At 67.5% G+C, this 21,720-nt stretch carries 17 protein-coding genes; 6 read left to right on the top strand and 11 right to left on the bottom strand.

All coding sequences use genetic code 11. From position 1 onward, the window contains the following. The first annotated feature begins 53 nt into the window (after window positions 1–53). The 6 genes from OC490_RS13750 (at window position 54) to OC490_RS13725 (ending at window position 5,927) form a co-directional block, all read left to right on the top strand. Complete coding sequence (locus tag OC490_RS13750; protein ID WP_262058181.1) at window positions 54–437, top strand: hypothetical protein; 384 nt, start codon at window positions 54–56, stop codon at window positions 435–437. A 421-nt stretch (window positions 438–858) separates the two neighbouring features. Beyond that, window positions 859–1,959, top strand: a complete 1,101-nt coding sequence (locus OC490_RS13745; protein ID WP_262058180.1) for a serine protease — start codon at window positions 859–861, stop codon at window positions 1,957–1,959. Then, window positions 1,937–2,590: a DUF2225 domain-containing protein gene (locus OC490_RS13740; protein ID WP_262058179.1), complete on the top strand. Its 654-nt coding sequence runs from the start codon at window positions 1,937–1,939 to the stop codon at window positions 2,588–2,590. Before OC490_RS13745 ends, OC490_RS13740 begins: the two co-directional genes overlap by 23 nt. Window position 2,591: 1 nt before the next feature. Next, window positions 2,592–4,670 carry a hypothetical protein gene (locus tag OC490_RS13735; protein ID WP_262058178.1) on the top strand — a complete coding sequence of 693 codons (2,079 nt, stop codon included), beginning with the start codon at window positions 2,592–2,594 and terminating at the stop codon, window positions 4,668–4,670. A 295-nt stretch (window positions 4,671–4,965) separates the two neighbouring features. Beyond that, window positions 4,966–5,289 (top strand): hypothetical protein, encoded by a 324-nt coding sequence (locus OC490_RS13730; protein WP_262058177.1) that lies wholly within the window; start codon window positions 4,966–4,968, stop codon window positions 5,287–5,289. A gap of 158 nt (window positions 5,290–5,447) precedes the next feature. Continuing rightward, window positions 5,448–5,927, top strand: a complete 480-nt coding sequence (locus OC490_RS13725) for an immunity 21 family protein (RefSeq protein ID WP_262058176.1) — start codon at window positions 5,448–5,450, stop codon at window positions 5,925–5,927. Window positions 5,928–6,212: 285 nt separating this feature from the next. On the opposite strand, the gene OC490_RS13720 is transcribed toward OC490_RS13725, so the two are convergent. The 11 genes from OC490_RS13720 to OC490_RS13670 all read right to left on the bottom strand — a co-directional run bounded on the left by OC490_RS13720 (window position 6,213) and on the right by OC490_RS13670 (window position 21,714). Next, window positions 6,213–8,183 (bottom strand): TIGR03960 family B12-binding radical SAM protein, encoded by a 1,971-nt coding sequence (locus OC490_RS13720; protein WP_262058175.1) that lies wholly within the window; start codon window positions 8,181–8,183, stop codon window positions 6,213–6,215. Between the two features lie 79 nt (window positions 8,184–8,262). Further along, entirely contained in the window at window positions 8,263–9,774 is a 1,512-nt protein-coding gene (locus OC490_RS13715; protein ID WP_262058174.1) for a CYTH and CHAD domain-containing protein, read from the bottom strand. A gap of 88 nt (window positions 9,775–9,862) precedes the next feature. Beyond that, window positions 9,863–11,059 (bottom strand): rod shape-determining protein RodA, encoded by a 1,197-nt coding sequence (rodA, locus tag OC490_RS13710; protein ID WP_262058173.1) that lies wholly within the window; start codon window positions 11,057–11,059, stop codon window positions 9,863–9,865. Then, complete coding sequence (gene mrdA, locus OC490_RS13705; protein WP_262058172.1) at window positions 11,056–13,320, bottom strand: penicillin-binding protein 2; 2,265 nt, start codon at window positions 13,318–13,320, stop codon at window positions 11,056–11,058. Before mrdA ends, rodA begins: the two co-directional genes overlap by 4 nt. Window positions 13,321–13,454: 134 nt before the next feature. Then, entirely contained in the window at window positions 13,455–14,123 is a 669-nt protein-coding gene (gene mreD, locus OC490_RS13700) for a rod shape-determining protein MreD (RefSeq protein ID WP_262058171.1), read from the bottom strand. Window positions 14,124–14,135: 12 nt separating this feature from the next. Next, complete coding sequence (gene mreC / locus OC490_RS13695; RefSeq protein WP_262058170.1) at window positions 14,136–15,077, bottom strand: rod shape-determining protein MreC; 942 nt, start codon at window positions 15,075–15,077, stop codon at window positions 14,136–14,138. Between the two features lie 177 nt (window positions 15,078–15,254). Then, complete coding sequence (locus tag OC490_RS13690) at window positions 15,255–16,274, bottom strand: rod shape-determining protein (protein WP_019065566.1); 1,020 nt, start codon at window positions 16,272–16,274, stop codon at window positions 15,255–15,257. Window positions 16,275–16,549: 275 nt separating this feature from the next. After that, the gene (gene ndk, locus OC490_RS13685) at window positions 16,550–16,963 is read right to left on the bottom strand and encodes a nucleoside-diphosphate kinase (RefSeq protein WP_262058169.1); all 414 of its coding nucleotides are present in this window, start codon (window positions 16,961–16,963) and stop codon (window positions 16,550–16,552) included. A 125-nt stretch (window positions 16,964–17,088) separates the two neighbouring features. Next, on the bottom strand, window positions 17,089–17,454 hold the full coding sequence (locus tag OC490_RS13680; RefSeq protein ID WP_262058168.1) for a DUF4233 domain-containing protein: 366 nt from the start codon (window positions 17,452–17,454) through the stop codon (window positions 17,089–17,091). A 6-nt stretch (window positions 17,455–17,460) separates the two neighbouring features. Beyond that, window positions 17,461–18,948, bottom strand: coding sequence for a bifunctional tetrahydrofolate synthase/dihydrofolate synthase (gene folC / locus OC490_RS13675; RefSeq protein WP_262058167.1), 1,488 nt, complete (start codon window positions 18,946–18,948; stop codon window positions 17,461–17,463). Window positions 18,949–19,089: 141 nt separating this feature from the next. After that, window positions 19,090–21,714 (bottom strand): valine--tRNA ligase, encoded by a 2,625-nt coding sequence (locus OC490_RS13670; protein WP_262058166.1) that lies wholly within the window; start codon window positions 21,712–21,714, stop codon window positions 19,090–19,092. Window positions 21,715–21,720 lie beyond the last annotated feature (6 nt).

Here is a 21,720-nt window from a genome sequence, read left to right as displayed (position 1 = left end):
TCGGCCGCCGATCCGCCCTCCATCCAGGCCCGGGCCCGAACGGAGATTCCACCATGCCCCACTTCACCGTGCACATCAGCGAGGCGGCACTCGACGGGCAGGCCGAGGAGGGGTTGATCCGCGGGCTCACGGACGCGGTCGGCTCCGTCTACGGCGAACGGTTCACGCACCTGGTCGCCGTAGACCTCATCGGTATCCCCCGAGGCCGGCGCGGTCTCGGCGGAAAGCCAACCGACCAGGCCGCCCCGAACGTCACACTGAGCCTGCGCGAGGCCGCCTATCGGCGCCCCGACGTTCCGGACGCACCGGCACGGCTCATCTCCGCGATCACCGAAGCAGTCGTCGGCGTACTCGGCGAACAGGTCCGCAAGCAGGTGACGGTCGGTCTCTCGGCCACCCCCGAAGGACGTTCCGGAGTCGGCGGACGGGTCGCCTGACCCCGCCCCGCGCAACCCCCGACACGCACTCCAACAGGACCAAAACGCACGTCAGGTTGGGCACTCTCGTCCCGCCCTGGTTCTGGTTCTGGTGGGATCAGGAGCGAGTGCACGAGCGGTAGGGCTGAGCCTGCAGCCCGGACTGTGCCGTATCGATGTCGGACGTACGGCCACGGAGCCAGTGTGAATGCCCGCCTCCGGTCGACGGCAGGCTAGTTCAGATCTCCAGTTGCGCTTTCCCGTGCTGCAATCGCGCCTCTGCATGGGCACCGCATCCGAGTTGGGGCCAGCCCACGAAAGTATCCGGTACGGCCTTGACGTAAGAGGCAGCGCGCGACAGCCGGGCACGGATACCGTGAACACTGAGCCACTTGGACACTGGTCGGTGGGTCGTGCAAACGGCCCGAAGGGGGACTACCAGATGGTCGAGTTGTCGCCGGAGCACAGGTCGGCACTCATCGCCGTACTGAAGGAACTACCGGAGTTCGCCCGCGAGGTCGATCGGGGCGAGTTCGTGCGGAACGCGGGGCTGACACAACTGGCCGCTCACATCGACCTGAGCGGATCGCCGTACGTGGCGGCAAGCAGGCTGGTGACCCATGCCCTCGCGTACGGGCGAGTCTCCCCGGAACACGAGGCGCTCGGGCGGATCGTCAACGAGATGACGCTGCTCGTGGGAGTCACACAGCGTGCGCTCCTCACCGGCATTCTCGATCGCTACAGCCTCATGGTTCCGGTCGCGGCTCAACCCGAGCCGAACAGGGATCTGATCGACTGGGACATCACCCGGTTCCAGGAGAAGATCATTGGCGAGAACACACTGCGACCCGTCTCTTTCTTGGCCGAAGGTCTGCGTGCAGCAGCCGCCGTCGCATACGTCGAGACCAAGGTGGGGCGCCGCAGCTGGTCCGGCACGGGCTTCCTCATAGCCCCCGGAATATTGCTGACGAACCATCACGTCATCGGCGATGACGAGCAGGTACGCGGATCGGTTTTCCGCTTCGGATTCGAGGACGACGCCGCAGGCCGCGCCCGACCGGTCAGCGAGTACCGGGCAGCCAAGTCCGGACTGCTGCGCACGAGCCCGGCCGACGAACTGGACTACTCCCTCATCGCGATCGAGGGGGAGCCCGGACGAAAGTGGGGGTGGCTGAGCGCGTCGAAGACACCCCCACAGACGGGAAGCCGGGTCAACATCGTGCAGCATCCAGCCGGACTACCCAAGCAGATCGCCATACAGCACAACCGAATCACTTATCAAGGAGGGGATGTCATGCAATATCTGACATCCACACTCCCCGGCTCCTCTGGCTCCCCAGTGCTGGACGACCATTGGCAGGTAGTGGCGATCCACCACAGTGGGGGCAGGATTCCCGAGCCGACAACCGGCCGATTCTTCTACCGCAACGAGGGCATCCTGCTGTCCAGCGTGCTGGCCCATCTTCCCAGCGAACTGCGTGGTCAGATCAACGTTCCGCTCTTCATCCGAGGGGGCTCAGATGACGACTATCTTCCCGCGTGACTTCAACTGTCCCAACTGCGGTACGACATTCGAGTCCTACATCACCGGCAGCACCAACAACCTGGGGGGCGTCACCACCGAGTTCCAGCAGCTAGCGCGCGGATCCCAGCCGGACAGGGGATTCATCCATACCTGCGACAACTGCGGATTCACCGGCAGCAGTGACGCCTTCGACGGCCGCGTGGACAAGAAGGTGTCCCAGCTCATCTCCGAGCGCATCACACCCTTGGTGCGCGACGAGCGTTCCTCAGCCTCCCGTCGGTTCGAGTACGCCGCATGGATCGCAAAGTGGCGCGGCCAGAACTCCGAGAGGATCGGAAGCCTGTATCTACGCGCCGCTTGGGCCTGGGGTGACGAACCAGAGGTGGAGAACACTGACGGTCAGGACTACTTGCGTCGACAGGTGATCGAGTACTTCGAAAGGGCGATCGAGGAGAACTGCGCCGTCGGCGAACATGCCCAGACCATCAAGTACTTGATCGGTGAGCAGTACCGGAGAGTCGGTGAGCCAGAGGCGGCCGCACGCTGGTACGACCGTGTTATCGCGGAAGCCGGGAATGCCCCGGAGCAGCGCCAACTCGCCGACCTCGCGCTACAGCAGAAGACCGACCCTAAGGAACGCCTGCACTGAGATGACCAACCCGCACCACCGAGCCGTACCGGGCCGAATACGCCAGCAGGCACAGCGCCTGCTTCGTCGCGTCCCGGGAATCGACAGATCTGGTCTACGCCAGGCGCTGCTCCAGGACGCCGCCTTCGACGCGGACCTTCTGGACAGCATTCCCGTGGACGGCTCGACGATCGAGTTCTGTGCCGTGGTCGTGAGCCGTTGCGTCCGCCACCACCACGCATCTGGCACAGAACCCCCGCTGGCGTCGATCTTGCGCGCTGCGGTCGAGTTGGTCGGCTCCCCTCTCGACGGCGAACTACTTGCGCTGGCACAGGAGATCACGGCCGCCGGATCCGAGGGGTCGGAGGACCGGACACTGGACGACTTCCTCGACGAACTCGGCTTGGACCGCCACGCGCAGGCGAGCCCGTACACACAACTCACGTCTGTGTTCGTGCCTCCTCAGCAGTACGACGATATCGCCGCCACCCTGGAGCGGCATCACGTCGTGTTCATCGTCGGCGATCCTCATGTCGGAAAAACGTTCACTGCCGTCGAACTGCTGTGGAAGCTTTACTCTCGGTCCGGCTTCTCTCCCAGCTGGGTGAACTCCCAGCAGCTCAGCCTGACGCTGAGCACATCGCAGGGCAGGTTCGAGGACCGGCTTGCCAAACTGTTCCCGAACGACCAGGCCATCTATCTGGAGGATCCTTTCGGGGCGACGGTGCCTGTGGACATGCCGGAGTTCATCACGAACCTACGGCGGTTCCTGGATCTTGTGGCCGCCAGAAGGTGCAGGGTAGTCGTCACATCTCGCTCCACCGTCTTCGACAAAGTGATCATCGACTCGTTCGCCACATACACAATCACTCTGAGCCAGCGTCTGACCGTCGAGGCCGCCTACACCACCGCTCAGCTGAACGAGATCGCGGAGCGATACATCGCGTGCTACCGCCCACGATGGAGTCCCGTACCACCGTACGTCGTCACACGCATCACCAAGGCCCTACCCGTACCGCACAACGTCGAACTGTTCATCCGCAACACCCGCGACATTCCTGAAGTCGAAGAAGCACTGGCCCGGTTGCCCGGATACCGGGACGTCTCCTCTGAGTTCGGCCGCCAGGTCCGGCTTCTACCTCTAGTGGAACAGGCATTCCTGTATCTCGTCGCGACCTTGTCCTCGGAATACGTCAGCGGGCACACGGTCCGCCGACTCTTCGACGCCGCGGTCCGAGACTGCGAATTCGGTCATGCGGGCGTCATATCCTTCGACATGGCCCTCGACTCGTTGCACGACTACGTCCTGTGGCATGGCACCCCGGCGGGCGGTTACCACGCGCTACGGCATCCAAGCATCGAGGAGGGGCTCGACCGCTGTATACGCGCCGATCCGCAGCTCACCGAGGTGGTGCGCCGACTGGCCCGGCGGATGGCGGACAACAATGACGTCGGGGTGCGTAGTGCAGCCCTGCGGGGATTCCTCCGCCACGCCGACCTCATGTGGACCGCCCCATGGGGGCAGCGCGTCTTCCGCGAATTCCTGGACGCTCCCGACGTGACGATTCGCCAGGCCTCACGCAACCTGTTGATCTCCGATTTCGGCAACGTACCCGCGTCCGCACGGATCCCGCTGCTCAACTACATAGAGGCGACGTGGAACGAACGCTACTTGCTGCGTCTGATACTGATCGCACCTGTTGCCGAGCCATGGCGGGAACGCATTCTCGGGCGGCTACTGGATACTTGGGACGACTGGGTCCGGTTCCGGGTCGCCCGCAACCTGGCCCACCTGTTCAAGGACCCGCCAAACGATCCGGCGGTCCGCCGGCTGCTGAACGACCCGACTCGTCAGATCGCCAAGGCCGCGGCATGGGAGCTCTTGGACGAACTCGCTCGACATCCTTCCGCTCCGAACTGGCAGGCAATCAGACTGTTGCGCGATACCGGCCTGGCAACAACCGTCCCCGAGATCGCCCACCATCTCGGCGTCCTGCTCACCGCCGTCCGCCAGACCTCTGCCGAGATACCGGCAGACCTTCTCCCCCTCGCTATGGCCAGCCCAACAGACCCCGACCGATCTACCTCAGAGGCCCCCTAGCGCGAGTTCACCGGCATACTTCCGCGCAGTCGGCGTGAAGAGGTCGGCCTGGTCCCTTTACACAGGCCCATCACATCCGACGGGCTCGCACAGCAAAGAACTGAGCCACCCGATCGAATGCCTCGCTCGCACTCAGCGCGCGTGGCCAATCGACTCGAGCGTCGACCCAGCGTTCTTGACCGTCGAGGCAGCAGCTCCTTCCCCGTCGAACCGATCTGGATGGACATGTCCATCCGAGGACACAGCACTCTTCGCAACGGGGCCGGCGACTCCTGTCGCATAAGTTCAGGCACCGATGACCAACCACGACACCTACGGCACCAGCACTCACACCACGGGCCAGCTGGCCCGGCTGGTCGTCAACCACCTTGATGTCACCTTCACCGCACGCGAGAGCGACTACCGGGGCGTCTACCACGTCGCCGACAGCATCTGCGGACGCATCGAGATCCAACCCAACGCCATCCCCGGAGACGACGCGCAGGACGACCTCTACGTCCCAGAGCACCCGTCGATCCACGTGCTCTTGCTGATCACCACCCCAAGCCCGGATTCCACCGTGCATGATCGCCTCGACTGCATCGACGGTCTTGCTCACCCGGGCCGCGAGGTTTGGTGACAGCTACTGATCCACTTTGACGGAGGCGTTGTCAGAGGCATACGGCAACCTGGCTCCATGAACAGCTCGAACGACGCGGCATCCACACGCCACCCACGGCCGGAGCTCAACTGGGTTGCGTCCATGGGGGCCCGCTCATCGTCATACCGGTATCGGCGTTGCAGGAGTGGAGCGGCTTCACGGAAGACGGAATGATCATCGGCGACACCGACGACCCGGACGACTACGACCGCGCGTGCGCGGTGAAAGACCTCGCCGCTGTGATCGACGTGGGTCTAGCCGGCGCGCAAGCCCTTGTACTGGGCGACGAGCCGGCCAAGACCTGCTATCTGCCCGAGCGAAAGGCCTTCGTGCGCTGGCTCGCCGCAGACTCCGACGCAGAGCTCCTCGTGGCCGCCGAGAGGCTGCTGGACGACCCCACCACCGCGTGGGAGGCAGCGGGAGTATGGGAAACAGACGGCCCGGCGATGCTCATGGACTCCGCCGAGGCCGGTACAGATCTCGATCGGCCGTACCCCGACCGCCCCGAGCTGCCAGAACAAGCCCCCGTGGCTGTATCGGCAGGCCGCTGGAACGTCCGGGCGGTCCACGTGACCAACGAGTTTCCCTGGGTCGGAGTGGTCCAGCTCGCTCCGTAACGAGGCGCCGACGTCTCCGCGTCAACGGCGGACAGCTCACCGTGTCCATAGTCAGTCCTCAGACCCACCAGCCGACAGGCTCCACGGGCTTCCAGCCCTCAGACCCATCCAACCTCAGTGGACGGTCGAAGAGGCTCCAGGCGACGGCAGCGGCGTTCTCGGGGTATCCCGCGCGATCCCCTGCCGTCTGCTCTGTGCCCCCAGCGCCCTCAGGACAGCAGCAGCCTCTTCCTCGCTGCCGCGTCCTCCAGGGCCTCCGCGATGCGCCGCAACGCCTCACTCACGTCAGTGCGTGTGTCCGCTGGCCGGAGCGTCCTTCTTCACCGTCAGCGGCAGCAGCTTCTTACCAGTCGGGCCGATCTGGATGGACGTGTCCATCTGCGGACACACCCCGCAATCGAAGCAAGGCGTCCACCGGCAGTCCTCGACCTCTGTCTCGTCGAGGGCGTCCTGCCAGTCCTCCCAGAGCCAGTCCTTGTCGAGGCCCGAGTCCAGGTGGTCCCAGGGGAGGACCTCCTCGTAGGTCTTCTCGCGGGTGGTGTACCAGTCGACGTTCACGCCGAACGCCGGCAGCGTCTTCTCCGCGCAGCGCATCCAGCGGTCGTAGGAGAAGTGCTCGCGCCAGCCGTCGAAGCGGCCGCCGTCCTCGTAGACCGCGCGGATGACCGCGCCGATGCGGCGGTCGCCGCGGGACAGCAGGCCCTCGACGATGCCGGGCTTGCCGTCGTGGTAGCGGAAGCCGATCGAGCGGCCGTACTTCTTGTCGCCGCGGATCTTGTCCCGGAGTTTCGTCAGGCGGGCGTCCGTCTCCTCCGCCGAGAGCTGCGGGGCCCACTGGAACGGGGTGTGGGGCTTGGGGACGAAGCCGCCGATCGAGACCGTGCAGCGGATGTCGTTCTGGCCGGAGACCTTGCGGCCCTCGGCGATCACCTTCATCGCCATGTCGGCGATCTGGAGGACGTCCTCGTCGGTCTCGGTCGGCAGGCCGCACATGAAGTACAGCTTGACCTGGCGCCAGCCGTTGCCGTACGCCGTCGAGACCGTCCGGATGAGGTCTTCCTCCGAGACCATCTTGTTGATGACCTTGCGGAGGCGTTCCGAGCCGCCCTCGGGGGCGAAGGTGAGGCCCGAGCGACGGCCGTTCCTCGTCAGCTCGTTCGCCAGGTCCACGTTGAACGCGTCCACGCGGGTGGACGGGAGCGACAGGCCGACCTTGTCCTCCGTGTAGCGGTCCGCCAGGCCCTTCGCGATCTCGCCGATCTCCGAGTGGTCAGCCGACGACAGTGACAGCAGGCCCACCTCCTCGAAGCCCGTCGCCTTGAGGCCCTTCTCGACCATCTCACCGATGCCCGTGATCGACCGCTCGCGCACCGGGCGCGTGATCATGCCCGCCTGGCAGAAGCGGCAGCCGCGCGTGCAGCCGCGGAAGATCTCCACCGACATGCGCTCGTGGACCGTCTCGGCGAGCGGGACCAGGGGCTGCTTCGGGTACGGCCATTCGTCGAGGTCCATGACGGTGTGCTTCGACACACGCCAGGGGACGCCCGACTTGTTGGGGACCACGCGCGCGATACGGGCGTCCGGCAGGTACTCGACGTCGTAGAACGCCGGGATGTACACCGAGCCCGTCTTCGCCAGACGGAAGAGGACCTCCTCGCGACCGCCGGGGCGGCCCTCCGCCTTCCAGCCTCGGACGATCTTCGTCATGTCGAGGACGGCCTGCTCGCCGTCGCCGATGATCACCGCGTCGACGAAATCGGCGATCGGCTCGGGGTTGAAGGCCGCGTGGCCGCCCGCCAGCACGATCGGATCGTCCAGCGTCCGGTCCTTCGACTCCAGCGGGATGCCCGCCAGGTCCAGGGCCGTCAGCATGTTCGTGTAGCCGAGTTCGGTGGAGAAGGAGAGGCCGAACACGTCGAAGGCGCCCACCGGACGGTGGCTGTCGACCGTGAACTGCGGGACGCGGTGCTCCCGCATCAGCGCCTCCAGGTCGGGCCACACGCTGTACGTGCGCTCGGCGAGGACGCCCTCCTGCTCGTTCAGGACCTCGTAGAGGATCATGACGCCCTGGTTGGGCAGGCCGACCTCGTACGCGTCCGGGTACATCAGCGCCCAGCGGACATCGCACGACTCCCACGGCTTGACCGTGGAGTTGAGCTCGCCTCCGACGTACTGGATCGGCTTCTGCACCTGCGGGAGCAGGGCTTCGAGCTGCGGAAACACGGACTCTGCGGCCGCAGCGACTTCGGCAGGCATCTCGCGAACCTTCGTGAGCGGTACTGAACGGACGGGTGACCATCCAGACTAACGCGAACCCGGACGTCCCCCGTACGGCTCAGACGGGCACCTCGGACCCGATCTCCTCCCACATCCCCGGCAGCGCGGCCTCCACCGCCGCCGCCCGCTGCTCCTCCCGCCCGTACAGCACCCCGTACGTGAACGAGTTCTCCCCCGCCGCGTGCGCCACCGCGGACAGCTCGCGCAGGGTCTCGCGGACCATGACGCTGTCCTGGTGCTCGCCGAGCAGGCTGGTCAGGGACTTCATGGACTTGGCCAGCGCACGGGCCGGAGTGCCGAGCGCGGGGCTCGCCGCCTCGGCCGCGTACCGGGTGCGCTTGGCCTTCTTGCGGGCCTCGTGCAGCGCGAGGTCACGGTCCGCGCCGGGCGGGGCCCCGATCGCCTCCTCGACGAGGGCCGAGACCTTCTCGAAGTCCTTGCGTACGGCCTTGCCGATCACCTTCTCCGGTGTGCCGGCGGCGTTCGGCAGCAGCGGCGGCTCGGCCACCAGCGCGTCCACGGTGTCGAGCAGCGCGAGATACCGCTTGGAGTCCAGGACGCCGATCAGCCGACGTCGCGAGCCGCCGCGCCGGGCGCCCGCCCAGGTACGCATCCGGGTGCGGATCGGGCCGGAGACGAGGGTGCGGGGCAGTTCGGCGAGGACCGCGGTCAGGCGCTCGGTCATTACTTCCCGGTCCCGGTCCACGCCCAACTCGCTTGCCAGCCACTTCAGTTCCTCGCCGACCGGGTCGGTGACCGTGCGGTCGAGCACCTTGCCGTACGAGCGGAACGTGCTGCGCAGTCGGCGGGTGGCGACCCGCATGCGGTGCACGGAGTCGTAGGCGTCCTGCCGTACGGCGGGGTCGAGTTCGAGGATCGCGTCGCGCTGCTCGCGGACGTAGGCGAGGACGTGGTCGCCGGCGGTCCGGGGTTCTTCGGGGGCCGGGGGCGCCTTGCGCTTCTTCGCCTTCTTCGGAGCGGTCTCCGCCAGCGCCCGCGCCAGCTTCGACGCGGACGACGACGGTCGTACGCCCGCCTTGCGCAACCGTTTCTCCACCTTGTCGAGGAAGGCCGGGTCACCGTCGTCCGCGAGCTCGACCTCGATCTCGGTCCACTGCGCGGTGCCCCCGCCGTCGGCGAGGCGTTCGGCGCGTACGGCGTCCACGCTGACCTCGGCGAGCAGCACGCCGTCCGCGTCCACGAGGTGGCGTACGTCCCGGTCGGAGCGCAGCCTGACCACGGGCAGCAGCTCGGCCTCGCGGACCCGGGAGCGGACCAGGCCGGCGAGGCTGCGCGGCACGGTGTCGGAGAGCGGCTCACGGATCTCGTCGCGGACTCCGGGCGCGACCGGCACCTTCAGGTGCCAGCCCGCGTCGGAACCGCCGGTGCGGCGGCGCAGGGTCGTCGAGGCCGCGGCGAGGCGCTCGTCGGCCGTGTCGTAGTAGACGGCGTCCAGACTCACGACGCCCTTGTCGATGACCGCCTTGACGCCGGCGACACCGGTCAGGTCGGGCAGGCCGCTCTCTTCGGACTCGTACTTACGCTCGATTTCGCGCTTTGTGTCCGCCATGACCTGAATCTAGTTGCCCGCGAGCCGGGATGGCAGGGGGCATCCGGAATGAACCTCAGGGAAATGTGGGCGAAAGCGCAGGTAACGGCTAGGCGGACATGGGTCGCTGTACCCGGATCGACTGGAGCAGACCCACCGCGATCCACACCGCGAACATCGAGGTGCCGCCGTAGGACACGAAGGGCAGTGGCAGGCCGGTGACGGGCATGATGCCGAGGGTCATGCCGACGTTCTCGAAGGCCTGGAAGGCGAACCAGGCGACGATCCCGGCGGCGACGATCGTGCCGTAGAGCTCGGTCGAGTCGCGGGCGATGCGGCAGGCGCGCCACAGCACCACGCCCAGGAGGACGAGGATCAGGCCTGCGCCGACGAAGCCCAACTCCTCGCCCGCGACCGTGAAGACGAAGTCTGTCTGTTGTTCGGGGACGAACTGGCCTGTTGTCTGCGAGCCGTGGAACAGGCCCGCGCCGGTGAGGCCGCCGGAGCCGATCGCGATGCGGGCCTGGTTGGTGTTGTAGCCGACGCCTGCCGGGTCGAGGCTCGGATTGGCGAAGGCGGCGAAGCGGGCGATCTGGTACTCGTCCAGGATGTGCAGCTGCCACACGGCGACCGCGCCGATCGCGCCGGCGCCGAGCAGGCCGAAGATCCAGCGGTTGGAGGCGCCGGAGGCCAGCAGCACACCGAGCACGATGATGACCATGACCATGACCGACCCGAGGTCGGGCATCAGCATCACGATCATCATCGGGACGGAGGCCAGGCCCAGGGCCTGGAGGACCGTGCGGTGGTCGGGGTAGGGCTTGTCGCCCGCGTCGACCCGGGCGGCGAGGATCATCGCCATGCCCAGGATGATCGTGATCTTCACGAATTCCGAGGGCTGGAGCGAGAAGCCGCCGCCGAGCACGATCCAGGAGTGCGCGCCGTTGACCGTGGAGCCGAGCGGGGTGAGCACCAGCAGGATGCCGAACACCGAGGCGCCGTACAGGAAGGGGACGATGACGCGCAGGGTGCGGTGGCCGACCCAGACGACGGCGATCATCAGGGCGATGCCGATGCCGGTGTTCATGAGGTGCCGGATCAGGAAGTAGTACTGGTCGCCCTGGTTGATCTCGGTGCGGTTGCGGGTCGCCGAGAAGACCAGCACCGAGCCGATCAGGGACAGGCCGATCGCGGACAGCAGTATCGGCCAGTCCAGGCGGCGGGCCAGCGAGTCACGGGCGAAGACCCGGGTCCAGCCGGCCCGATCGGGGCCGTATCCGGAAACGGAGAAGCTGTTGCCGGTCATGTGAGCATCCTCCGGCTTCCCCTTCTGCGCGGGCGCCTGCGGGTGTTGCTGTTGGTGGTGGTCGGTGAGGGCGAGGTGGCGGGCGGCTGGGTGTCGTCCGCGGCCGTGACCCCTCCCTCGGTCGCCTTCTCCTGCTGCTTCTCCAGCTCCTTGGCCGGGTCTGCGGTGATCTTCGGGGCGGCGATCGTGCCGTCGGCGCGGACCTTCGGGAGGCTGGTCTGCGGGCTGGGCAGCAGCGCCTTCTTCTTGTCGATGGAGCCGTCGGCCTGGACGCCGTACATCGCGTTGTAGATGTTGCGCACGGCCTCACCGGAGGCGCCCGAACCGGTACCGGCCTGGGCGATCGTCATGACGACCGTGTAGTCCTTGGTGTACGTCGCGAACCACGAGGTCGTCTGCTTGCCGTAGACCTCGGCGGTACCCGTCTTGGCGTGCAGCTCGATCTTGTCCTGCGGCCAGCCCTGGAACTTCCAGGCGGCGGTACCGCTGGTGACCACGCCCGCGAGCGCCTTGTCGATGCCCTTGTGGGTGGCCGCGCTGATCGGCAGCTTGGCCTTCACCTTCGGCTTGATCTCCTGGACCGTCTTGCCGTCGGCGCTGACGATCGCCTTGCCGATGGTGGGGACGTACTCGGTGCCGCCGTTGGCGAGGGCGCCGTAGATCATGGCCTCCTGGATCGGGGTGACGAGGGTGTCGCCCTGGCCGATGGAGTAGTTGATCGAGTCGCCCTCACGCATCTTGTTGCCTTCGAGGCAGTTCTCGTACGCGATCTGCTGGACGTACGTGCCGCCCTTCTTGCCGGTCTTGCACCAGTAGGCCTTGTTGGCCTCGTAGGTCTCCTGCTTCCACTTGCGGTCCGGGATACGGCCCGTGACCTCGTTCGGGAGGTCGACGCCGGTGGTCTTGCCGAGGCCGAACTGGTGGGCCGCCTTGTAGAAGTAGTCCTTCGGCTCGCCCTTCTTCGGGTTGATGCCGCCGTCCTTCTTCCACTGGGCGTCGGCGAGACCGTAGAAGACGGTGTCGCAGGAGACCTCCAGCGCGCGGCCCAGCGAGATGGGGCCGAAGTTCTCGCCCTCGAAGTTCTTGAAGACCTGGCCGCCCACCGAGTACGAACTCGTGCAGGGGTAGCCGCCGTCCCACGCGTAGCCGGCCTCGACCGCGGCGGCCGTGGAGACCACCTTGAACGTCGAACCGGGCGCCGACTGACCCTGTATGGCCCGGTTGAGCAGCGGGTAGTCGGAGTTCTTGCCGGTGAGCTGCTTGTAGTCCTTGGCGGAGATGCCGCCGACCCAGACGTTCGGGTCGTACGTCGGCGCGGACGCCATGGCGACGATGCGGCCGGTCTTGGCCTCCATCACGACCACGGCGCCGGAGTCGGCCTTGTAGTTCTCGCCGGTGATCTTGTCGAACTGCTGGCGGGCACCCTTCATCGCCTTGTCCAGCTGGTACTCGGCGACCCGCTGCACCCGGGCGTCGATACTGGTGACGAGGTTCGAACCGGGCTCGGGAGCATCGGACTTGGCCTTGCCGATCACGCGCCCGAGGTTGTCGACCTCGTAACGGGTGACGCCGGCCTTGCCGCGCAGCTCCTTGTCGTACTGCCGCTCAAGGCCCGAGCGGCCGACCTGGTCGGAGCGCAGATACGGCGAGTCGGAGTCCTTGGCCTGGGTGATCTCGTCGTCGGTGACCGGCGAGAGATAGCCGAGGACCTGGGCCGCGTTGGCGTCGCCGGGGGCCGCGTAACGGCGTACGGCCTCGGGCTCGGCGGTGATGCCGGGGAAGTCCTCGGAGCGCTCACGGATCTGCAGGGCCTGCTTGGCGGTGGCCTCGTCGGTGATCGGGATCGGCTGGTACGGCGAGCCGTTCCAGCAGGGCTGCGGGGTCTTCGCGTCGCACAGCCGGACCTTCTGGATGACGTCCTCGGGCTTCAGGCCCAGCACGCCCGCCAGCTTGGTGAGGACGGCCTTGCCGTCGTCGGCCTGCTTCAGCAGGTCGGTGCGGGAGGCGGAGACCACGAGCCGGGTCTCGTTGTCCGCGAGGGGCACACCGCGCGCGTCCAGTATCGAACCGCGCACCGCGGGATCGACGACCTGCTGGACGTGGTTGCCGGACGCTTCCTTCTGGTACGCGGCGCCCTCGCGGATCTGCAGGTACCACAGGCGCCCGCCGAGGGTGCCGAGGAGGGAGAGGACGAGGATCTGGATGACGACGAGCCTGATCTGAACCCGTGGAGTCCGTCCGGTCTCGGGAATGTTAGTCATGGGCGAAGCCCATCCCTTTGAGGGTGGTGGTGGGAGACGGGTGGGCGTTGGTCATTGGTGCTGCCTCCCCCTCTCAGTACGTGTATGAGTCATATACGACGGACCTGTGAGCCCGTACGCCAACTCCCGGGCCCTCAAAGCCGCTTGACCCCCTTGATGCGCCCGGCCCGGGCCACCCGCGCGCGAGCCGTCTTCATCCGCAGGCCACCGCGCTGGCCGCCGATCTTGAGACCGGTGCCCGAGGAGAGCCAACCCGAGGAGATGTCGGCCGACTTGGCGGCGTTCGTCTCGGCGAGCGGGTCGTTGTCGGCGCGGCGGGCCAGCGCCATGACGCCGGGGACGATGAACGGGGCGAGCAGCAGGTCGTACAGGGCGGCCGTGAACAGCAGGCTGGGCAGGCCGACATGGCGGGCGGCGGTGTCGCCGACGAGGGCGCCGACACCGGCGTAGAGCAGGGTGGAGCCGAGGGCGGCGGCGACCACGACGGCCATCGGGCCGGTCGCCGACTTGAGGCGGCCGTTCTCCGGCTTCGCGAGGCCCGCGAGGTAGCCGATCACGCAGAGCACGAGCGCGTAGCGGCCGGCCGCGTGGTCGGCGGGCGGGGCCAGGTCGGCGAGGAGGCCGGCGCCGAAGCCGATGAGGGCACCCGCGACATGGCCGTAGACCATGGCGAGGCCGAGGACCGTGAGGAGGAGCAGGTCGGGGACGGCGCCCGGGAGGTGGAGGCGGGCGAGGACGCTGACCTGGATCACCATGGCGACGACGACCAGCGGCACGGAGAGCAGGATCCGGTTGACACGCATGAGGAAGGGCTCCTACTGCTGTTGCTGGCCGTCGACCGGCGCGTTCGCGGACGGGGTGACCGTGACGGTCACCGTCGGGATCGGGGTCGGCTTGGGCTTCGCCGGCAGGACCGTGTCGCGCGGGTCCTTCTTCGGGGCCTCCACGACCACGCCGACGATGTCGAGCTTGGTGAAGTTGACGTACGGCGTGACGTAGAGCGTGCGGGTCAGGCCGCCGCCTGAGGGGTCGACGCGGGAGACGACACCGACCGGGACACCGGGCACGAACGGCTTGTCGGCCTGCGAGCCGAAGGTGACGAGCCGGTCGCCCTTCTGCACCTCCGCCTTGCCGTTGAGGAGTTCGACGCGCAGCGGGCCGTCGCCCTCGCCGGAGGCGAAGCCGAGTTCGTCGTTGCCCTCCATGCGGGTGCCGACGGTGAAGTCGGGGTCGTTGGCGAGGAGGACGGTCGAGGCGTCGGGACCGACGGTCGTGACCCGGCCCACCAGCCCGTCGCCGTTGAGGACGGTCATGTCGCGCTTGATGCCGTCGTTGGCGCCGACGTCGATGGTGATCGTCCAGGAGAAGCTCTGGGCCGCTCCTATGGCGATGACCTGGGCGCCCTTGATGCCGTACTGGCCCTCGCCGGCCACCTTCATCATCTTGTCGAGCTGGTTGAGGCGGCTGCGGTTGCGGTCGTCGCTGCCGAGCTTCGCCTTGAGGGCCGCGTTCTCCTTCTCCAGGAGCGCGAGCCGGTCGTGCCGCTCACCGGAGTCGCGGACCGCGGAGATCGCGTCGCCGACCGGGTTCACGGCGGACGACACGCCGTTCTCGATCGGGCCAAACACGGTGGCCGCGGCCCGGCGGGCACCCTCGACCGGCGAGTCCTGCCCTCCCCGGATGTCCACCGTGATCAACGCGAACGCTACGGCGATCAGCAGCACCAGGAGCAGCCGGCTCTCTCGTGTGTCCCTCACGTGCGGCGGCCGTGCCTTCCTCATAGAAATGTGCAGAGGTTCAGGTATGCAGATGTGCAGGTGTGTACGGGGGCCCGTCAGATGTGAACGAAGGCCCAGGACGGAGCCTATGCCTCCGTATCAACGATCCGCCGCACGAGAAGGGATCATCCCGTACGGCGGAATCGAAGCGTTACGTCATCTGCGCGGCTGGGCGTCCAGAACCTGCTGGAGCGCCTCGAACTCCTCGACGCACTTGCCGGAGCCGAGCGCCACGCTGTCCAGCGGGTCCTCGGCGATGTGGATCGGCATTCCGGTCTCCCGGCGCAGCCGCTCGTCGAGACCCTTCAGCAGGGCTCCACCGCCGGTCAGAACGATTCCGCGGTCCATGATGTCCCCGGAGAGCTCCGGCGGGCACTTGTCGAGGGTCGTCTTCACCGCGTCGACGATCGCGTTGACGGGCTCTTCGATCGCCTTGCGGACTTCGCCGGCGGAGATGACGACGGTCTTGGGCAGACCGGAAACGAGGTCCCGGCCGCGGATTTCGGTGTGCTGGTCGTCGTCGAGGTCGTACGCGGAACCGATCGTGATCTTGATCTGCTCAGCCGTCCGCTCACCCAGAAGGAGCGAGTACTCCTTCTTGATGTGCTGGATGATCGCGTTGTCCAACTCGTCGCCCGCGACGCGGATGGACTGGGCGGTGACGATGCCACCGAGCGAGATGACCGCGACCTCCGTGGTGCCGCCGCCGATGTCCACCACCATGTTGCCCGTGGCCTCGTGGACCGGCAGACCGGAACCGATGGCCGCGGCCATGGGCTCCTCGATGATGTGCACCTGACGCGCCCCGGCCTGGGACGACGCCTCGATGACGGCACGGCGCTCGACGCCCGTGATGCCCGAGGGCACACAGACGACGACACGGGGGCGAGCCAGATAGCGCCGCTTGTGGATCTTCAGGATGAAGTAGCGGAGCATGCGCTCGGTGATCTCGAAGTCGGCGATGACACCGTCCTTCAGCGGACGTACGGCAACGATGTTGCCGGGTGTCCGCCCGATCATCTTCTTGGCTTCGGAGCCGACCGCGAGAATGCCACCGGTGTTGGTGTTGATCGCGACGACGGACGGCTCGTTGAGTACGATCCCGCGACCCCTGACGTACACCAGCGTGTTGGCGGTCCCGAGGTCGACAGCCATGTCACGGCCGATGAACGACATTGAGTTCCCCATCAGGATTCGTCTGGCCTTCCTGGGAGCTTTGAGGGCTTTTCAGGTCGGCGAAGTGGGTGCAGTGACGTGAAGGCTTCCATCGTAGACGCGCCATCACGAACACTGCGCGAGGGTCTTCGCCATTGTCAGCATGTGAGGCACTGCCTCGCTTGTGGAGACGGCCCAACGGGGGCACTCGTTCCCCCGATCGGCACGCATATGCCAAGAGACGGCCGGAAAATCGCGGCCGTCCCTGGTCAGGCATGTGGGTTACTGATGGAGATTCAGGAACGCCCCGGGAAGAAGATCTTCACCTCGCGTTCGGCGGACTCCTCCGAGTCCGAGGCGTGGATCAGGTTCTCCCGCACGATGACACCGAAGTCCCCGCGGATCGAGCCCGGCGCGGCGGCGATCGGGTCGGTCGGACCGGCCAGCGCGCGCACTCCCTCGATGACCCGCTCGCCCTCGACGATCAGGGCGACGACCGGGCCGGAGGCCATGAACTCCACCAGCGGCGCGTAGAAGGGCTTGCCCTTGTGCTCGCCGTAGTGCTGCTCCAGGGTGTCCTGGTCCAGGGTGCGCAGCTCCAGCGCGGTGATCTGCCAGCCGTCCTTGCGTTCGATGCGGCTGATGATCTCGCCGGTCAGGCCACGACGAACGGCGTCGGGCTTGAGCAGGACGAGGGTGCGCTGGGTCACGACGGGACTCCTTCTGATCATGATGGTGCGGGTCGGCTCACGGTCGTGTCACGGTCGTCTCACGACAAGGCCGAGGCTACAGGGCGTGTCCATGCGCCCATTACGCAGCGTCAGGTGTAGTGGAGTCACGCCGCGCCAGGAGTGGCGGAGTCGGCCTGCGCGGCCTGCGCCGCGAACCGCGCCTTCGCCTCGTCGATCTTCCGGCCGTAGTGCACCGACGCCCACCACAGGGCCGCGAAGATCACCCCGAGGAAGAACATCGACGGCACCACGAAGCCCGCCGCGATCAGCGCGATCTGCAGCGCCCAGCCGAGCGCGATGCCGGCCGGCCGGGTCACCGCGCCGCACAGCGCGACCGACAGGAACATCGCGATCCCGCACACCGTCCACACCGTGGACGTGGTCAGATCCGGGTCCTTCATGGCGACCAGACCGGCGAACCCGATCACGAAGAACTCGCCGAGCAGAGTCGAAGAACAGAGCGTACGCACGGAAACTCAGCCCCTCCCGAGGAGCAGTCGGGCCTCACCTACGGTGATGACGGAACCGGTGACGAGCACACCGCCGCCCGCGAACTCGCCGTCCTCCTCGGCCAGCGTGATCGCCGCCTCCAGCGCGTCCGGCAACCGCGGCTCGACCTGCACACGCTCGTCGCCGAACACCTCGACGGCGATCGCGGCGAGCTCGTCCGCGTCCATCGCGCGGTGACTGGAGTTCTGCGTGACGACGACCTCGGCGAACATCGGCTCGAAGGCTTCGAGCAGCCCACGGACGTTCTTGTCGCCGCTGGCCCCGACCACTCCGATCAGCCTGCTGAAGTCGAACGCCTCCGCCACGGCTTCGGCGGTCGCACGGGCGCCCGCCGGGTTGTGCGCCGCGTCGAGCACGACGGTCGGGGACCGTCTCACGACCTCCAGCCGCCCGGGGGAGGTGACGGACGCGAAGGCCTTCCGCACCGTGTCGATCGAGAGCGGATCGGGCCGCTGGGCCCCGACACCGAAGAACGCTTCTACGGCGGCGAGGGCGACGGCAGCGTTGTGCGCCTGGTACGGCCCGTGCAGGGGGAGATAGATCTCCTCGTACTCGCCACCGAGCCCGCGCAGGTTGATCAGCTGCCCGCCGACGGCGACGTGCCGCGACACGACCCCGAATTCGAGCCCTTCCCGGGCCACGGTCGCGTCGACCTCGACGGCCTTCTTCAGCAGCACCTGCGCCGCGTCCACCGGCTGCTGCGCCAGGATCACGGTCGCGTCCTGCTTGACGATGCCGGCCTTCTCGGTGGCGATCTCACCGGTCGTCCCGCCGAGCCGGTCGGTGTGGTCGAGATCGATCGGGGTGACCACGGCCACGTCCGCGTCGATGACGTTGGTGGCGTCCCAGGTGCCGCCCATCCCGACCTCGACGACGGCCAAGTCGACGGGCGCGTCCGCGAAGGCGGCGTACGCCATCCCCGTCAGCACCTCGAAGAACGACAGCCTGAACTCCTGCTGTGCGTCCACCATTTCGACGTACGGCTTGATGTCGTTGTACGTCTCGATGAACCGCTCGGCGGAGATCGGGGCGCCGTCGAGGCTGATGCGCTCGGTGATCGACTGGACGTGCGGGGAGGTGTAGCGGCCGGTGCGGAGCTCGAAGGCGCCGAGGAGGGCCTCGATCATGCGGGCCGTGGACGTCTTGCCGTTGGTCCCCGTGATGTGGATCGAGGGGTACGAGCGCTGGGGGTCCCCCAGGACGTCCATCAGCGCGGCGATACGGCTGACCGACGGCTCCAGCTTCGTCTCGCCCCAGCGGGTGGCCAGCTCTGCCTCTACCTCGCGGAGGGCGGCGTCCAGTTTGGGGTCTTCAGGGCGACCGGGTACGTCGGCCTGCGGAGCGCCGGTGCCCTGGGTACGGAGGGTTCGGCTGCCGGCCTCGATGACCGCGAGATCCGGGTCGCGGTCGGTCTCGGCCTCGATGATCTCGTCGAACGGGTCGCTGTCAGTCACGTGGGTCAGTCTACGGAGGTCGCCGTGTTCTTTCGTCTGCGGGCCGGTGGGGGCTGGTCGCGCAGTTCCCCGCGCCCCTGGATGGGGCAAAGGGCCCCGGCGCTGAATACGCACCGGAGCCCCTTACCCGACTACAGGCCCTTACGCCTCCGGCAAGCCGTCCAGCTGGGTCTTGATGCGCTCGATGTCCTCGTCGGCCTTCGTGAGGCGGCCTCGGATCTTGTCGACCACGTTGTCCGGGGCCTTGGCCAGGAACGCCTCGTTGCCGAGCTTGGCCGTCGCCTGGGCCTTCTCCTTCTCGGCCGCCGCCAAGTCCTTCGCGAGGCGCTTGCGCTCCGCCGCCACGTCGATCGTGCCGGAGAGGTCGAGGGCGACCGTGGCGCCGCCGACCGGGAGGGTGGCCGTCGCCGCGAAGGTGTCGCCCTCCGGCTGGAGGCGGAGGAGTTGGCGGATGGCGGCCTCGTGGGGTGCGAGGGCCGTGCCGGTCAGGGTGAGGCGGGCCGGGACGCGCTGGCCGGGCTGGAGGCCCTGGTCGGCGCGGAAACGGCGGACCTCGGTGATGACCTGCTGGAGCGTCTCGATCTCGCGCTCGGCGGCCTCGTCGCGGAAGCCCGAGTCCTTGGGCCAGTCCGCGATGACGATCGACTCGCCGCCCGTGAGGGTCGTCCAGAGGGTCTCCGTGACGAAGGGGACGATCGGGTGCAGCAACTTCAGGGTGACGTCGAGGACTTCGCCCAGGACGCGGCCGGAGACCTTCGCGGGCTCGCCGCCCGCCATGAACGTGGTCTTCGACAACTCGACGTACCAGTCGAAGACCTCGTCCCACGCGAAGTGGTAGAGCGCGTCGGAGAGCTTGGCGAACTGGAAGTCGTCGTAGAGCGCGTCGACTTGGGAGACCGTCTTGTTGAGACGGGAGAGGATCCAGCGGTCCGTGGCCGACAGCTGCTCGGCGGGCGGGAGTTCGCCCTCGATCGTCGCGCCGTTCATCAGCGCGAAGCGCGTGGCGTTCCAGATCTTGTTGGCGAAGTTCCGGGAGGCCTGGACCCAGTCCTCGCCGATCGGCACGTCCGTACCGGGGTTGGCGCCGCGGGCCAGGGTGAAGCGGACGGCGTCGGAGCCGTACGCGTTCATCCAGTCCAGCGGATCCACCGCGGTGCCCGAGGACTTGGACATCTTCTTGCCGAACTGGTCGCGGACCAGACCCGTCAACGCGATGGTCTTGAAGGGGACTTCACCGTCCATCGCGTACAGGCCGAACATCATCATCCGGGCGACCCAGAAGAAGATGATGTCGTGGCCGGTGAGCAGGACGTCGGTCGGATAGAACTTCTTGAGATCCGGGGTCTGTTCGGGCCAGCCGAGGGTCGAGAAGGGCCACAGGCCGGAGGAGAACCAGGTGTCCAGGACGTCGGAGTCCTGGGTCCAGCCGTCGCCGGTGGGCGGCTCGTCGTCGGGTCCGACGCAGACGACCTCACCCTCCGGGCCGTACCAGACCGGAATGCGGTGGCCCCACCACAACTGCCGTGAGATGCACCAGTCGTGGAGGTTGTCGACCCAGTCGAAGTAGCGCTTCTCCATCTCCTGGGGGTGGATCTTGACGCGGCCGTCGCGGACCGCGTCGCCGGCCGCCTTGGCGAGCGGGGCGACCTTGACCCACCACTGCATGGACAGCCGCGGCTCGATGGTCGTCTTGCAGCGGGAGCAGTGGCCGACGGAGTGGACGTAGGGCCGCTTCTCGGCGACGATCCGGCCGTCGGCGCGCAGCGCGGCGACGATCGCGGAACGGGCCTCGAAACGGTCCAGGCCCTCGAAGGGGCCGTGGACGGTGATGACACCGCGCTCGTCCATGACGGTCAGCGCTTCGAGGTCGTGGCGCTGGCCGATGGCGAAGTCGTTCGGGTCGTGGGCCGGGGTCACCTTGACCGCGCCGGTGCCGAACTCGGGGTCGACATGGGTGTCGGCGACGACCGGGATGGTGCGGTCGGTGAGCGGCAGCTTGATGTGCCGGCCGACGAGGTGCTTGTAGCGCTCGTCGTCGGGGTGGACGGCGACGGCGGTGTCGCCGAGCATCGTCTCGGCGCGGGTCGTGGCGACGACGATGGTGTCGTCTCCCTCGCCGTACTTCATGGAGACGAGCTCGCCGTCGTCGTCCTGGTACTCGACCTCGATGTCCGAGATCGCGGTGAGACAGCGCGGGCACCAGTTGATGATGCGCTCGGCGCGGTAGATCAACTCGTCGTCGTAGAGCCGCTTGAAGATGGTCTGGACGGCCTGGGACAGGCCCTCGTCCATGGTGAAGCGCTCGCGGGTCCAGTCGACGCCGTCGCCGAGGCGGCGCATCTGGCCGAGGATCTTGCCGCCGTACTCGTCCTTCCACTGCCAGACGCGCTCGACGAACGCCTCCCGGCCCAGGTCGTGCCGGGACTTGCCCTCCTTGCCGAGCTCGCGCTCGACGACGTTCTGGGTGGCGATGCCCGCGTGGTCCATGCCCGGCAGCCACAACGCCTCGAAACCCTGCATGCGCTTACGACGGGTCAGCGCGTCCATCAGCGTGTGCTGGAAGGCATGCCCGAGGTGGAGCGAGCCCGTGACGTTCGGCGGCGGGATGACGATCGTGTACGGCGGCTTCTCGCTCTTCGCGTCCGCCTCGAAGTAACCCCGCTCCACCCAGCGCTCGTACAGCGGCCCCTCTACGTCGGCCGGCGCGTACTGGGTCGGCAGTTCGGAGTCGGGCGCTGATGGCTGCTGCTGAGCGTTCTCGGTCACGGGGCC

It is taken from the genome of Streptomyces sp. STR69 (genome assembly GCF_024519455.1).
In the GTDB taxonomy this organism is placed as follows: Bacteria; Actinomycetota; Actinomycetes; order Streptomycetales; family Streptomycetaceae; genus Streptomyces.
This window is presented reverse-complemented; position numbering and strand designations above follow the sequence as displayed.

Excerpts from the sequence above, each read along its gene's own strand:
- OC490_RS13730 (WP_262058177.1), top strand. The coding sequence starts at position 4,966 with ATGACCAACCACGACACCTACGGCACCAGCACTCACACCACGGGCCAG.
- OC490_RS13720 (WP_262058175.1), bottom strand. The coding sequence starts at position 8,183 with ATGCCTGCCGAAGTCGCTGCGGCCGCAGAGTCCGTGTTTCCGCAGCTC.
- OC490_RS13690 (WP_019065566.1), bottom strand. The coding sequence starts at position 16,274 with ATGTCGTTCATCGGCCGTGACATGGCTGTCGACCTCGGGACCGCCAAC.
- OC490_RS13740 (WP_262058179.1), top strand. The coding sequence starts at position 1,937 with ATGACGACTATCTTCCCGCGTGACTTCAACTGTCCCAACTGCGGTACG.
- mrdA (WP_262058172.1), bottom strand. The coding sequence starts at position 13,320 with ATGACTAACATTCCCGAGACCGGACGGACTCCACGGGTTCAGATCAGG.
- mreD (WP_262058171.1), bottom strand. The coding sequence starts at position 14,123 with ATGCGTGTCAACCGGATCCTGCTCTCCGTGCCGCTGGTCGTCGTCGCC.
- OC490_RS13715 (WP_262058174.1), bottom strand. The coding sequence starts at position 9,774 with ATGGCGGACACAAAGCGCGAAATCGAGCGTAAGTACGAGTCCGAAGAG.
- OC490_RS13750 (WP_262058181.1), top strand. The coding sequence starts at position 54 with ATGCCCCACTTCACCGTGCACATCAGCGAGGCGGCACTCGACGGGCAG.
- rodA (WP_262058173.1), bottom strand. The coding sequence starts at position 11,059 with ATGACCGGCAACAGCTTCTCCGTTTCCGGATACGGCCCCGATCGGGCC.
- OC490_RS13745 (WP_262058180.1), top strand. The coding sequence starts at position 859 with ATGGTCGAGTTGTCGCCGGAGCACAGGTCGGCACTCATCGCCGTACTG.
- OC490_RS13735 (WP_262058178.1), top strand. The coding sequence starts at position 2,592 with ATGACCAACCCGCACCACCGAGCCGTACCGGGCCGAATACGCCAGCAG.